This is a genomic window from Pseudomonas sp. NPDC086112, assembly GCF_044746425.1.
Lineage (GTDB): Bacteria > Pseudomonadota > Gammaproteobacteria > Pseudomonadales > Pseudomonadaceae > Aquipseudomonas.
The window spans coordinates 1-13,035 of sequence record NZ_JBIVCD010000005.1; the positions used below are offsets into that span (position 1 = coordinate 1).

The 13,035-nt window shown below is 60.0% G+C and carries 10 protein-coding genes; 4 read left to right on the plus strand and 6 right to left on the minus strand.

Annotated elements, in window-relative coordinates; all coding sequences use genetic code 11:
* The 3 genes from ACIPLA_RS05255 to ACIPLA_RS05265 all read right to left on the minus strand — a co-directional run.
* A partial coding sequence (locus tag ACIPLA_RS05255) for a nitrate reductase subunit alpha (protein WP_401172076.1) occupies positions 1-2,278 on the minus strand: 2,278 nt, incomplete at its 3' end.
* A gap of 69 nt (positions 2,279-2,347) precedes the next feature.
* Positions 2,348-3,769 carry a NarK family nitrate/nitrite MFS transporter gene (locus ACIPLA_RS05260; protein WP_401172079.1) on the minus strand — a complete coding sequence of 474 codons (1,422 nt, stop codon included), beginning with the start codon at positions 3,767-3,769 and terminating at the stop codon, positions 2,348-2,350.
* The gene (locus ACIPLA_RS05265; protein WP_218396241.1) at positions 3,747-5,051 is read right to left on the minus strand and encodes a nitrate/nitrite transporter; all 1,305 of its coding nucleotides are present in this window, start codon (positions 5,049-5,051) and stop codon (positions 3,747-3,749) included. Before ACIPLA_RS05265 ends, ACIPLA_RS05260 begins: the two co-directional genes overlap by 23 nt.
* Before the next feature lie 303 nt (positions 5,052-5,354).
* Here ACIPLA_RS05265 and ACIPLA_RS05270 point away from each other — a divergent pair, with 303 nt between their 5' ends.
* The 4 genes from ACIPLA_RS05270 to ACIPLA_RS05285 all read left to right on the plus strand — a co-directional run bounded on the left by ACIPLA_RS05270 (position 5,355) and on the right by ACIPLA_RS05285 (position 9,035).
* Positions 5,355-7,157: a HAMP domain-containing protein gene (locus ACIPLA_RS05270; RefSeq protein ID WP_401172082.1), complete on the plus strand. Its 1,803-nt coding sequence runs from the start codon at positions 5,355-5,357 to the stop codon at positions 7,155-7,157.
* Positions 7,154-7,801: a two-component system response regulator NarL gene (gene narL, locus ACIPLA_RS05275; RefSeq protein WP_008067117.1), complete on the plus strand. Its 648-nt coding sequence runs from the start codon at positions 7,154-7,156 to the stop codon at positions 7,799-7,801. Before ACIPLA_RS05270 ends, narL begins: the two co-directional genes overlap by 4 nt.
* Positions 7,802-7,887: 86 nt before the next feature.
* The gene (locus tag ACIPLA_RS05280; RefSeq protein WP_192343683.1) at positions 7,888-8,562 is read left to right on the plus strand and encodes a Crp/Fnr family transcriptional regulator; all 675 of its coding nucleotides are present in this window, start codon (positions 7,888-7,890) and stop codon (positions 8,560-8,562) included.
* Between the two features lie 74 nt (positions 8,563-8,636).
* On the plus strand, positions 8,637-9,035 hold the full coding sequence (locus tag ACIPLA_RS05285) for a putative zinc-binding protein (protein WP_123495094.1): 399 nt from the start codon (positions 8,637-8,639) through the stop codon (positions 9,033-9,035).
* A 217-nt stretch (positions 9,036-9,252) separates the two neighbouring features.
* Here the strand turns inward: ACIPLA_RS05285 and pepN are convergent, their stop codons facing one another.
* The 3 genes from pepN to ACIPLA_RS05300 are packed head-to-tail and all read right to left on the minus strand — an operon-like array spanning position 9,253 to position 13,008.
* Positions 9,253-11,910 (minus strand): aminopeptidase N, encoded by a 2,658-nt coding sequence (gene pepN, locus ACIPLA_RS05290; RefSeq protein WP_401172087.1) that lies wholly within the window; start codon positions 11,908-11,910, stop codon positions 9,253-9,255.
* A gap of 10 nt (positions 11,911-11,920) precedes the next feature.
* Positions 11,921-12,751, minus strand: a complete 831-nt coding sequence (locus ACIPLA_RS05295; protein ID WP_218396247.1) for a DUF2797 domain-containing protein — start codon at positions 12,749-12,751, stop codon at positions 11,921-11,923.
* Complete coding sequence (locus ACIPLA_RS05300; protein WP_008074411.1) at positions 12,748-13,008, minus strand: YeaC family protein; 261 nt, start codon at positions 13,006-13,008, stop codon at positions 12,748-12,750. Before ACIPLA_RS05300 ends, ACIPLA_RS05295 begins: the two co-directional genes overlap by 4 nt.
* Between the last annotated feature and the right edge of the window lie 27 nt (positions 13,009-13,035).

A 13,035-nucleotide genomic window follows, 5' to 3' on the forward strand; every position in this document is an offset into this window, starting at 1 on the left:
ATTCGGCTTCTTCAGGTTTGCAGTCGCCGACCTGGCCGATGTCTTCGTTCATCACCCCGTTCTTGGTGCCCAGCAGGTACTTGAGCATGTACTCGTGGCCCTTGCCCGAGGAGCCCAGCAAGTTGGAACGCCAGATGAACATGTTGCGCGGGAAGTTGACCGGGCTGTCCGGCTGTTCGCAGGAGAAGCGCAGCGAACCGTCCTGCAGCGACTTGACCACGTAGTCTTTCGGGTCCATGCCGGCCGCAGCCGCGTCGCGGCAAATGTGCAGCGGGTTGGTGTTGAGTTGCGGTGCGCTGGGCAACCAACCGGCGCGTTCGGCGCGGATGTTGTAGTCCAGGGCATGCTCGGGAAATTGCGATTTATCGGCCAATGGCGAGAGCACGTCGTGCATGCTCATCTTCTCGTGGCGCCATTGCGAACTGTGGGCGTAGAAGAAGCTGGTGCCGTTCATTTGGCGAGGCGGACGGTTCCAGTCCAGGCCGAACGCCAGGGGCAGCCAGCCGCATTGCGGACGGAGTTTTTCCTGGCCAACGTAGTGCGCCCAACCGCCACCGGTCTGGCCGACACACCCGCAGAGCATGAGCATGTTGATCAGCCCGCGGTAGTTCATGTCCATGTGGTACCAGTGGTTCATCGCCGCACCGACGATGATCATCGAGCGACCCTTGGTCTTGTCGGCGTTGTCAGCGAACTCACGGGCAATCTGGATGGCTTTCTCGCGGCTGACGCCGGTGATCTGCTCCTGCCAGGCCGGGGTGCCGGGCACCGAGGCGTCGTTGTAATCCTTGGCCACGTTAGCGCCGCCGAGGCCGCGATCGATGGCCAGGTTGGCGGCCGACAGGTCGAACACTGTGGCGACTTTGGCCACGCTGCCGTCCGCCAGCACCACGTTATGCACCGGCACGCGGCGGTATTGCACGGCATCGCCGGCCACGTGCTGGAAGTGCTCGTGGGACTCACCGGCAAAATACGGGAACGCCACTTCGGCCACGTCATCGCCGATCAGGCTCAGTTTCAGATCGATCTCACGGCCTTCGCCGCCTTCACGAGGCAAGATGTTCCACTTGCCCTTCTCGCCCCAGCGATAACCGATGGAACCCTGAGGGGACACCAGTTCGCCGCTGACATCGAGGGCGATGGTTTTCCATTCCGGGTTGTTTTCCTGGCCGAGGTTGTCGGTCAAGTCGCTGGCGCGCAGGAAGCGATCCGGCTGGTAACCGGCGCCCGGTGCCTTGTCGACCATTTGCTTGAGCAATACCAGCACCGGCAAGTCAGTGAAACGCTTGGCGTAGTCGGTGAAATAAGCGCTCGGTTTGTCCAGGTGGAATTCTTTGAAGATCACATGGTTGAACGCCTGCGCTAGCGCCGCATCGGTGCCCTGCTTGGGGTTCAGCCACAGGTCGGTGAGCTTGGCGACTTCCGAGTAGTCCGGGGTGATCGCGACCGTCTTGGTGCCCTTGTAGCGGACTTCGGTAAAGAAGTGCGCGTCCGGGGTACGGGTCTGCGGGACGTTGGAGCCCCAGGCAATGATGTAGTTGGAGTTGTACCAGTCGGCCGATTCCGGCACGTCGGTCTGCTCGCCCCAGACCATCGGCGAGGCCGGTGGCAAGTCGCAGTACCAGTCGTAGAAACTCAGGCAGGCGCCGCCGATCAGCGACAGGTAACGCGAGCCTGCGGCGTAGCTGACCATCGACATGGCCGGAATCGGCGAGAAGCCGACGATCCGGTCCGGGCCGTATTGCTTGATCGTATAGACGTTGGCCGCTGCAATGATCTCGTTGACTTCCTCCCAGTTGGAACGAATGAAGCCACCCATGCCGCGCTTGCTTTTATAGGAGTCGGCCTTGACCTTGTCCTCGACGATGCTGGCCCAGGCTTCGACCGGCGCCATGGTCTGCCGCGCATCGCGCCAGAGCTTGAGCAACGGCTTGCGGATTTTCGGGTACTTGAGGCGGTTGGCGCTGTAGATGTACCAGCTGTAACTGGCACCACGGGGGCAGCCACGGGGCTCATGGTTCGGCAGATCGTTGCGGGTACGCGGGTAGTCGGTCTGCTGGGTTTCCCAGGTGATCAGGCCGTTCTTGACGTAGATTTTCCACGAGCAGGAGCCGGTGCAGTTCACCCCGTGGGTGGAACGCACGATCTTGTCGTACTGCCAGCGCGAACGGTAGACGTTCTCCCAGTCGCGAGACTCTTTGCGGGTCTCGCCATGACCGTCGGAAAACTCGTTTTGCTTACGGTTGAAAAACCGCAATTGATCCAGTAAATGACTCACGGTGTAGTCCTCTCAGGCTTTGTCGCGGAGTCTGTGCCCCGCCCACGCAATGATTGAATTCGGGTCGTCTCAGCAGGGTGTCGCGGCGCCTTTGCGCGCGTACCACCACCAGGTCACCACGATGCAGCTCAGGTAAAAGCCGACGAACATGTAGAAGGCCATCTCCGGGCCGCCGGTCAGGGCCATCGAAGAGCCGAAGGATTTGGGAATGAAGAACGCACCGAAGGCGCCCATGGCAGAACTGAAGCCCAGGACGGCGGCCGATTCTTTACCGGCATCCTTGAGCGCTTGTTCGCGAACAGCGGGTGGTTTTCCGGCCGAAGCTTTTTCGTGTTGGGTGCGGAAGATCACCGGGATCATCCGGAAGGTGGAGCCGTTGCCGACGCCCGTGGTGATGAACAGCAGCATGAACAGGCCGAGGAAGCCGTAGAAGTTGCCGCCGGTACCGTTCTGCGGGAGAACGCCGTGGCCGCTTTCTGGTAGAAAGTGCATCACCCCGAAGACCATCGCGATCATCGCCACGAAGTTCCACAAGGTCACTTTTGCGCCACCGAGCTTGTCCGCCAGCCACCCGCCCAATGGGCGTACCAGAGCGCCGACCAACGGGCCGAGGAAGGCGAATTTCAAGGCAATCACGTCGGGGAAGGAAGTTTTGATCAGCAGCGGAAACGCGGCGGAGAAACCGATGAATGAACCGAAGGTCGCCAGGTACAACCAGCACATCAGCCAGTTGTGTTTGCGCTTGAAGATCACCGCCTGTTCGCTGAACGAAGCGCGAGCACTGGACAGATCATTCATGCCGAACCAGGCCAGCACCGTCACCAGGACAATAAACGGTACCCAAATGAAGCCGGCGTTCTGCAGCCACAACTGACCACCGTCCGGCAGTGCTTGCGGCGAGCCGCCCATGAAGCCGAACACCCCGAAGGTAATCACCAGCGGCACACAGAACTGCATCACCGAGACGCCTAGATTGCCTAGGCCGGCATTGAGGCCAAGGGCTGTGCCCTGCTGCGACTTGGGATAGAAGAAGCTGATGTTGGACATGCTCGAGGCAAAGTTGCCGCCACCAAAACCGCAGAGCAAGGCAATCAACACGAACACGCTGTAGGAGGTGCTCGGGTCCTGCACGGCGAAGCCCATCCAGATCGATGGCAGCAACAGCGACGCGGTGCTCAGGGCGGTCCAGCGACGGCCGCCGAAGATCGGCACCATAAAGGAATAGAAGACGCGCAAGGTCGCGCCGGACAGCCCCGGCAACGCCGCCAGCCAGAACAGCTGGTCAGTGGTGAAGGTGAAGCCGATGGCGTTCAAACGCACGATCACCGTGCTCCAGACCATCCACACCGCGAAGGCCAACAACAGCGCAGGAATGGAAATCCACAAGTTGCGCGTGGCGGTCTGTTTGCCGCTACGTCCCCAGAACGCGGGGTCCTCGGGGCGCCAGTCATGAATGACCGGGCCTTTGTCAGGCTTTTGCAGAACGGACATGTTCTTCTCCTAGGGCAATGCTGGAAATCGGGGACGGGGTCAGCAGCGGCGCTTTACCCAGCACCGGGCTTTTGCGTATTTCGCTGAAGTACATCCAGGTGAGGGAGACCCAGACCACGCCGTACATCAACATGAAGCAGGAAGAGCGCACGCCGGTGAGGTCCACCAGGGCGCCGAACAGGATCGGCAGCACGAAACCACCCAGGCCACCGGCGAGGCCGACGATGCCGGACACCGCGCCCATGTTTTTCGGGTAGTCATTGGCGATGTATTTGAAAACCGAGGCCTTGCCGAACGCGAAGGCGATGCCCATGACGAACAGCAGCACGGTGAACAGCGCGGGGCTCAGGCCGATGTGGAAATCCACCGGGCCGTCGATGGTCTGCACTTGCAGTTGGGTCTGGGGATACGAGAGCAGGAACAGGCAGATCCAGCTGACCCACAACACCCACCAGGTCACGCTTTGCGCCCCCCAGCGATCTGACATCCAGCCGCCGACGGCGCGCAGCACGCCACCGGGCAGGGAAAAACAGGCCGCCAGCAGCGCCGCGCTTTGCAGGCTGAAACCGTATTCCTGCACGTAGTACTTGGTCATCCATAGGGCCAGGGCGACGTAGCCACCGAAGACGATCGAGTAGTACTGGCAGTAGCGCCACACCGCAGGGTCTTTCAACGAGCGCAGTTGCTCACGCAAGGTAGCGCCGGATGCACTGCGGTGGTCCTTGTTCTCGGCACTGAGAAACCAGAACAGCAGTGCGGTAATAAAGAGGATCGCGCTGAAGACTTTCGGCACCAGCTGCCAGCTACCGGCAGCGATCAGCGCCGGCGCGAGAAACTTGGTCACCGCGGCTCCGGCGTTACCGGCGCCAAAGATGCCCATGGCGAAGCCTTGATTCTCCTTGTCGAACCATTTGGCGACGTAGGCAATCCCGACCGAGAACGAGCCGCCGGCCAGGCCGACGAACAAACCCAGCACCAGGAACTGCCAGTAGGCAGTCGCGTGGCTGATCAGGTACAGCGGCGCGACGCAGCTCAGCATCAGCAGGAAGAACACGCTGCGCCCGCCAAAACGGTCGGTCAGCAAACCCAGCGGCAAACGCACCAACGAGCCGGTCAGCACCGGGGTCGCGGCCAGCAGGCCGAACTGGGTTTCGTTGAGCTGGAGAAGGTCCTTGATCGGCACCCCGAGCACGGCAAACATCATCCAGACCATAAAGCACACAGTGAAGGCCAGCGTGCTCATGCCCAGCACCAAGCCTTGTCGTACACGCGGTGGGTTCACAATGCTCTCCAGTCAGTTAGCCATGGCGGCAGACTAGAGAGGCCAACCCCGCAAAAACTTGACCCATGTCAACGAAGCCCAAGGGGGCATAGGCCTATGCTTGTGCGGTCTACCTCTAAGGAGGTAGTGCTAGAAAGTGTTAAAACCCTTTATTTATCAGCCTGTTAAGAGTTTTAACCGACGTTTTTGCCGACAAGGAACTGTCGACAACTCTTTAGAGGTAGCGCGCCCCGGATCGGCGGCAAAACCCATTCTGGTGCTGCACATGCTCTGTTTTCCTGATGTCTTCCGGGACCTGCGCCGATGATGCGCTGGTTGCGCAGCTCCCTGCCCGCTCGCGCCGGGCTGGCGGTGATCCTGATCGCCGTGCTGGCGCTCGCCAGTTCGCTGAGCGCCGGGCTGATCGCCTGGTTCAGCCAGGGCGATGCCGCCGCCATCAACACCGCTGGCTCGGTGCGCATGGAGACTTATCACCTGAGCTGGAAACTGGCCGCTGGCGCCACCGGCGAAGAAATCGCCACCATCATCGACAGCCTGCAAAACCGCTTGGACAGCCACTCGCTCAAAGCCGTGCTGGAAGATGGCCCGACCGCCGCCCTGCAAGTCAGCTATGGGCAAATCCAGCAACAATGGAACGAGGATTTACTCCCGGCACTGCTGCGTGGCGATGCCGCCTATTTTCAGGTCCAGGCACTGCCCTTCGTTGAACAACTGAACCAGTTCGTCAACCTGTTGCAGCGTCAAAGCGAACAAAAGCAAGGCTGGCAACAGGTGATCCAGGGCCTGGCCTTGTTCACCACCATGATTGTCCTGCTGATCGGGTTGTACGAGTTGCAATACGGTGTCGTCACGCCCCTCAAGGAGTTGGTGGATGCCACCCAGCGCTTTCGTCGCGGCGACTTCAAGGTGCGGGTCAACCATCAGTCCCAGGATGAACTGGGTCAGTTGGCCACGAGTTTCAACACCATGGCCGAGACGATCGAAGAGTCGCATCGCACCCTGGAAAGCCAGGTCCGGCAAAAAACCCTGAACCTGCAACAAGCCAACGCGGCCCTGGAGCTGCTGTATCAAAGCAGCCGAAGCCTGGCCACACGTCTGGCCAATGCCGAAGGCCTGGATGAGTTGATTCGACGCTTCCAGCAACGCCTGCCCGGCTTGCGCCTGTCGCTGTGCCTGCAAGGCCAACTGCAGGCACCGGCCCAGCAGTTACTGGCTCTGCATGGCGCAAACATCCGCGAAGTCTGCGCCAGCAGCGACTGCGCCACGTGCCAGAAGCACCACAAAGCCAATCCGCAAGCCTTCAGCATCAGCAACCAGGGCAGTGAACTGGGTGAGCTGAAGGCGCACTTTGTCGACGGCCATCCCATGCAAGCCTGGGAAACCCAATTGATCCAGGCCCTGGCCAACCTGATCGGCACCTCGCTCTCGCTCAAGCGCCAACGGGAACAGGATCATCGCCTGCTGCTGCTCGAAGAACGCACGATCATCGCCCGCGAGCTGCACGATTCACTGGCACAGGCCCTGTCCTACATGAAGCTGCAAGTCAGCCGCATGCAGACCCTGATGCGCCGGGGCGAACCGGTCCAGACCCTGGAAACCGTCACCGCCGAATTGCGCGAGGGACTGAACAATGCCTATCGCCAGTTACGCGAGTTGCTGACGACTTTTCGTTTACAGATTCACGACGCGGGACTGGTGCAGGAACTCAAGGACACCGCCGAGGAGTTTTCCCGGCGCGGGGAATTCCAGGTGCACCTGCACGTCGACACCCTGGCCTTTCAGCTATCGGCCAGCGAACAGATCCACATTCTGCAGATCACCCGCGAGGCGCTCTCCAACTGCTTGCGCCACGCCCATGCGCAAAACGCCTGGCTGCAACTGCGCCAAGATGGCGAGACAGTCAGATTGTCGGTCGAAGACGACGGTCGCGGCTTCAGCGGCAACGTCGACCAACGCGAACACCACGGCCTGAACATCATGGATGAGCGGGCTCGCAGCTTGCACGGCCAGCTACAGATCATCTCCAGGGAACCCCAAGGCACCCGTGTCCAACTGGAATTCCACCCGGAATTTCTCGGGCAGCAAACAGAAGGCAGCACCCTATGACCCCTTCCCCGCAACACAGAATCCTGCTGGTAGACGACCACCCGATGATGCGTCACGGCATTCGCCAGATGCTCGAACTCGAAGATGATTTCCTGATCGTCGGCGAAGCCAGCCAGGGTGAAGAAGCACTCGGTCTGATTGAGCCGCTTCGACCGGATCTGGTCCTGCTCGACAACAACATGCCGCAAATGAATGGCATCGAAACCCTGCGCCGATTACGGGCGATGCACTACACCGGCAAAGTGCTGCTGTTTACGGTGTCGGATGCAGAAGACGATATTCGCGATGCACTGCGCCTGGATGCCGACGGTTACCTGCTCAAGGACATGGAACCGGAACTGTTGATCCAGTACATCCGCGATGCCTTGAACGGCGCCTTGGTCATCAGCCCGGGGCTGACTCAAGTCATGGCCCAGGCACTGCGCGCTCCTGCACGCCAGGCCGTGGTGGAACTGACCGAGCGTGAGCGTCAGGTGTTGAAAACCATCGCCAGCGGCTTCAGCAACAAGGTCATCGGGCACAAGCTGGGCATCACCGAAGGGACGGTCAAGGTCCACGTGAAAAACCTGCTGCACAAACTCGGCTTGCGCTCGCGGGTGGAGGCGGCAGTGTGGGCCATGGAGCATCTGCGCAGTGCAGGCTGACAGGCATCCCTCCTTGGAGGTAGGCCTGCAGAGGCATAGGTCAATTGGCCTGCGCTCTCTACTATGACGGTCAGCGGAGGTACGCCATGCTGACCCACCCTTCCATCGTTTTAACGTTGCGCCGTCATCATCTGTTCAGCCAACTGCCGGAGAAAGTCTTCGAGGAAGTCTGCAGCCTGGCCATGCTCAAGCGCCTGAGTTGTCACAGCACGCTCATGCACCAAGGGGATCCGGCCAGGCGTTTTTTCCTGCTGGTCAGCGGCCAGGTCAAGTTGTACCGGCTCACCGGCGAAGGCCAGGAAAACCTGGTGGAGATCATCCAGCCCGGCCAGACCTTTGCCGAAGCCTTGCTGTTCAGCCAGGCCCGACTCTACCCGGTGAGCGCCACCGCGCTGAAGGACAGCGTGCTGGTCAGTATCGAGGGCAACCATTACCGCAACGCCCTGGAGGATCAGCCGAAAGTCTGTCTGGCGATCCTCGCGAGCATGAGCGTTCACCTGCACCTGCGTCTGCGCGACATCGATACCTTGACCATGGCCAGTGCGACTCGTCGGGTGATCCATTTTCTGTTCCAGGAACGCCACCCGGTTACCGGCCAGATTGTCTTGCAGGTGTCCAAACGCCTGGTGGCGTCGAAGCTGGGGATTCAGCCGGAAACCTTCTCGCGGATTTTGCATCGTCTGGTGGAGTGCGGCCTGATCGCCATGGAGCGTCGCCATATCAGCATCCTCGCTGAAGAGGAGCTGGCGGCTTTCCAGTAGTCGGAATTGACCGCCATCAAGGCGCAATGCCAAGCGCCTTGCACACTGGCAGCGTCCATCCACGGAGAGTGCAAATGCCCCGTTCAACCCTGCCTTTGGTTTACTCCTGCTCAGGTTGCTCCAACGTCGCCCAACTGGCCAATACCCTGGCCGTGCGCCTGGACCGCAGTGGCCTGGCTGAAATGTCCTGCATCGTTGGTGTCGGCGGGCATGTGGCGGCGCTGGTCAACAAGGCACGCTCGGGGCGGCGGATCTTCGCGCTGGATGGTTGCCCGTTGCAATGTGTTGAAAACTGCCTCAAGCAACATGGGCTGCATGCTGATGTGCATCTGATTCTCAGCCATTACGGGCTGCGTAAACGCCATGGTGAGGATTGCACGCAGGCGCAGAGTGATGAGTTGTTTGAAGGGATCAGGCAGTTGATTGCCAGTGATGCTCGCCAGCATGAAAGCCGGCAGAAAACGATGGCCTGAGGGCCAACGAAAATCCAAATGTGGGAGCGGGCTTGCTCGCGAAGGCGGACTTACATTCAACATTGATGTCGACTGACAGGGCCTCTTCGCGAGCAAGCCCGCTCCCACAATTTGATTGGTGTACATCTGCAAGAGACAGGTCGGCTATCAGGCCGCCTTCGCGGGCAAGCCAGCTCCCACAGGGATCCGAGTGAACCCTGCGGGAGCAAGGCCAAACTCAGGCCAGGCTTTTGCTAACCACCTCAAACACATCGCTGGACAGTTGCCCCGAAGCGCGAATCCGCTCCAGCTCACCTTTCATCAACGCCTGACGAGCGCTGTCGTATTTGCGCCACCGAGTCAGCGGCGCCAGTTGGCGAGAGGCGATCTGCGGGTTAAACCCATTCAGCTCGATCACCAGATCCGCCAGGAACCGATACCCGGAACCGTCGGCCGCGTGGAAGTTGATCAGGTTCTGCCCGGCAAACGCGCCGATCAGTGCCCGCACCTTGTTCGGGTTCTTGATCGTGAACGCCGGGTGTTGCATCAAGGCTTTGACCCGCTCCAGACCGCCCGGCAATGTGCTGCCGGCCTGAACGCTGAACCACTGATCCATGACCAGCGGATTATCCTTGAAGTGCTCGGCGAAGGTCGCCAACGCCGTGGCTTTCTGCTCGTCGAACGGCGAATTGACCAACACCGCCAACGCCGTCAGACGCTCGGTCATGTTGTCGCTGGTGTCGAACTGTTCGAGGGTTGCCGCCAAGACTTCCGGCTTGCCGCTGAGCATCAGGTACGACAGCGCAATGTTTTGCAGCGCGCGGCGGGCGAAATGCTCGGCCTCGGCCACATACGGCGTTTTCTTCGAGAGATCGCGATTGGCCTGATAACGCAGCCACAATGCCTCGAACAAACCTTCAGCCAATTGCTTACGGGCAAACTCGCGAGCCGTGTGAATGGCCTCTACGTCAGCCACTTCACTGATCTCGGTCAGATATGCCTCGCCCGGCAACGACAGCATTTCGGCGACCATCGCCTGATCCAGCGTCTCATCGGACAGCACGGTACGCAGTGCTGAAACCAGACGCTGATCCAGCACCAGCGCTTCACCCTTCTGTTGCTGTTCGATCAACTCTTGCAGCACCTGCACCGACAATTGCTGACCGGCATCCCAGCGGTTGAAGCCGTCGCTGTCGTGCTGCATCAGGAACATCAGCTGATCGCGATCGTACGGGAAGCTCAGCTTCACCGGCGCCGAGAAGCCGCGCAGCAATGAAGGCAGCGGCTTTTGCGCAATGTCGACGAAGGTGAAGGTCTGCTCGGCTTCAGTCACCGAAATAACCCGCGAAGTGCCTTGAGCACTGGTTTCACCGGCAAGACGCAGGGCAATTTCGCCGCCCTTGCTGTCCAGCAGTCCCAGTTCCACCGGAATCACGAACGGCAGTTTTTCCACCTTGTCCGGGGTTTCCGGGCAGCTCTGGCGGAGGGTCAGGCTGTAGGTTTTTGCCGCGGCGTCGTAGGACTCGCTCACCACCAAACGTGGAGTGCCGGCCTGGCTGTACCAGCGCTTGAATTGAGTCAGGTCAACGCCGTTGGCGTCTTCCATGGCTTTGATGAAGTCGTCGCAGGTCACGGCCTGGCCGTCATGGCGTTCGAAGTAAAGGTCACTGCCTTTGCGGAAACCGTCGGCGCCCAGCAAGGTGTGGATCATGCCGACTACTTCCGAACCCTTTTCGTACACGGTCAGGGTATAGAAGTTGGAAATCTCGATGAAGCTGTCCGGGCGCACAGCGTGTGCCATCGGGCCGGCGTCTTCGGCGAACTGGTGGGTGCGCAGGTACGCCACGTCCTGGATGCGCTTGACCGTGGCCGAGTTCATGTCGGCGGAGAACTCCGAATCCCGGAACACGGTGAAGCCTTCCTTGAGCGACAGCTGGAACCAGTCGCGGCAGGTCACACGGTTGCCCGACCAGTTGTGGAAGTATTCGTGGGCAACGATCGCTTCGACCCGCTGATGCGCGGCGTCGGTGGCGGTTTCGGCGCGGGCCAGCACGGCACTGGAGTTGAAGATGTTGAGGCCCTTGTTTTCCATGGCGCCCATGTTGAAGTCGTTGACTGCGACGATCATGAAGATGTCCAGGTCGTACTCGCGACCGTAAACCTCTTCGTCCCAGCGCATGGACTTCTTCAGGCTGTTCATCGCGTGCTGGCACTTGTCGATGTTTTCCGGCTCGACATAGATGCGCAGCGCCACGGAGCGCTCGGTCATGGTGGTGAAGGTGTCTTCGACGCACCACAGGTCACCGGCCACCAGCGCGAACAGGTAGGCAGGCTTCTTGAACGGGTCTTCCCAGGTCGCCCAGTGCCGGCCGTCTTCGCCGGGCCCCGAGGCAATCGGGTTACCGTTGGACAGCAGCACCGGATAGCTGTGCTGCTCGGCGACCACCGTGGTAGTGAACGTGCTCATCACGTCCGGGCGGTCGAGGTAATAGGTGATTTTGCGGAAACCTTCGGCTTCACACTGGGTGCAGAACATGGTGCCGGATTTGTACAAGCCTTCCAGGGCGGTGTTGGTTTCCGGGTGGATCCTGACGCTGGTGTCGACCGTGAAGCTTGTACTGGTCGGGTGCAGGGTCAGGTGATTCTCGGTCAGCTGATAGTCGGCAGCGCTCAGTTCGCGATCGGCCAACGTCACCGACAGCAGATCGAGTTGCTGGCCATCCAGCACCAGCGGCGGCAGGCCAGGGCCACGTTCAGGATTGCGACGCATCACCAGTTGCGCATGGACCAGGCTGTGGTCCTCGAACAACTCGAAGGTCAGGTGCGTCTCGTCGATCAGGTACTCAGGCGCCTGATAGTCCTTCAGGTAGATCATCTTCGGTTGTTCGGTGCGCATGCTGGAATCCTTACTGATGCACGGCGAGCTGGTAAGCCGTGTATTTACGAATATTGATCACGCCGGTGTCGAAAATCAGGTACTGGCCCTTGATCCCCAGCAGCGTGCCTTCGGCAATCGGGTTCTTGTCCAGGTTGAAGCTGACAATCTTGGCTGGGTATTGCTCGATCGGATAGCGGATTTCCAGAGGTTCTACATCGGTAATTGTCTGGATTGCTTGTAGGCCAAATCGTTCCTGCAAACCTTGCAAACCTGGCGCACAACTTTCAAACAGCTGATCGCGAACCTGCACCAGATCCACCGATACCGCATCGCCCTTGAGTAAAGCACGCCAGTTGGTCTTGTCGGCTACCTGGCTGCGGAACAGGTCTTCGACGAAGCCTGACTGCTGACGGGTCGCGACGCGCATGATCGGCAAGGCCTGGCTGGCGCCCTGATCGAGCCAACGAGTGGGCAGTTGCGTGGCGCGGGTTATGCCGACCTTGATCCCCGACGAATTGGCCAGATACACCACATGATCGGTCATGCAGAATTTTTCGCCCCACGCAGGCTCACGGCAGGTGCCGGCGTCGTAGTGGCAACGCTCCGGGCTCATGATGCAGAGGTCGCATTGGGCCAGTTTGGTCATGCACGGGTAGCAGTAACCCTGGCTGAAACTGGTTTTGGTCTTGCGTCCGCAATGGGTGCAGTGGATCGCCCCCAGGTATTCCAGGCGCACCGTGGTGCCGATCAACGGATTGACCGGTACCTCGGCGTCGCCCAGACGAAAAGCGTACTGAACGTTCGGCCCGTCAAGGCGCGCCGACATTTTGCTGATTGCACCGCGGCCAATCTCGATCAATGGACGGCATCCGATTTGAACAGAATGTTTGGTACTTCAATCGACTTCGACTCGCATTCCTGCGGGCCCATGTAGCCGGTGCGTTCTTCCTCGGGCAGGTTCTGGATTTCCCAGGCGATCATCGCTTGCAGGGACAGTTCGCGCTGCTCGGCGGTGAGTTTGCCACCGTCGGACCATTTGCCGATTTCTACCGCCAGTTTCAGGCTCTGGTAGATATCCGGGGTGATGTTTTTGATCATTTCGTTAAAAGAGGACATCAAGGGCTCCGCGCTCTTTAATCACAT

What these genes read in the sequence shown, in the direction of transcription:
- ACIPLA_RS05260 (WP_401172079.1), bottom strand. Translation starts at nt 3,769, where the DNA reads ATGTCCGTTCTGCAAAAGCCTGACAAAGGCCCGGTCATTCATGACTGG.
- ACIPLA_RS05280 (WP_192343683.1), top strand. Translation starts at nt 7,888, where the DNA reads ATGCTGACCCACCCTTCCATCGTTTTAACGTTGCGCCGTCATCATCTG.
- ACIPLA_RS05285 (WP_123495094.1), top strand. Translation starts at nt 8,637, where the DNA reads ATGCCCCGTTCAACCCTGCCTTTGGTTTACTCCTGCTCAGGTTGCTCC.
- pepN (WP_401172087.1), bottom strand. Translation starts at nt 11,910, where the DNA reads ATGCGCACCGAACAACCGAAGATGATCTACCTGAAGGACTATCAGGCG.
- ACIPLA_RS05300 (WP_008074411.1), bottom strand. Translation starts at nt 13,008, where the DNA reads ATGTCCTCTTTTAACGAAATGATCAAAAACATCACCCCGGATATCTAC.
- narL (WP_008067117.1), top strand. Translation starts at nt 7,154, where the DNA reads ATGACCCCTTCCCCGCAACACAGAATCCTGCTGGTAGACGACCACCCG.
- ACIPLA_RS05270 (WP_401172082.1), top strand. Translation starts at nt 5,355, where the DNA reads ATGATGCGCTGGTTGCGCAGCTCCCTGCCCGCTCGCGCCGGGCTGGCG.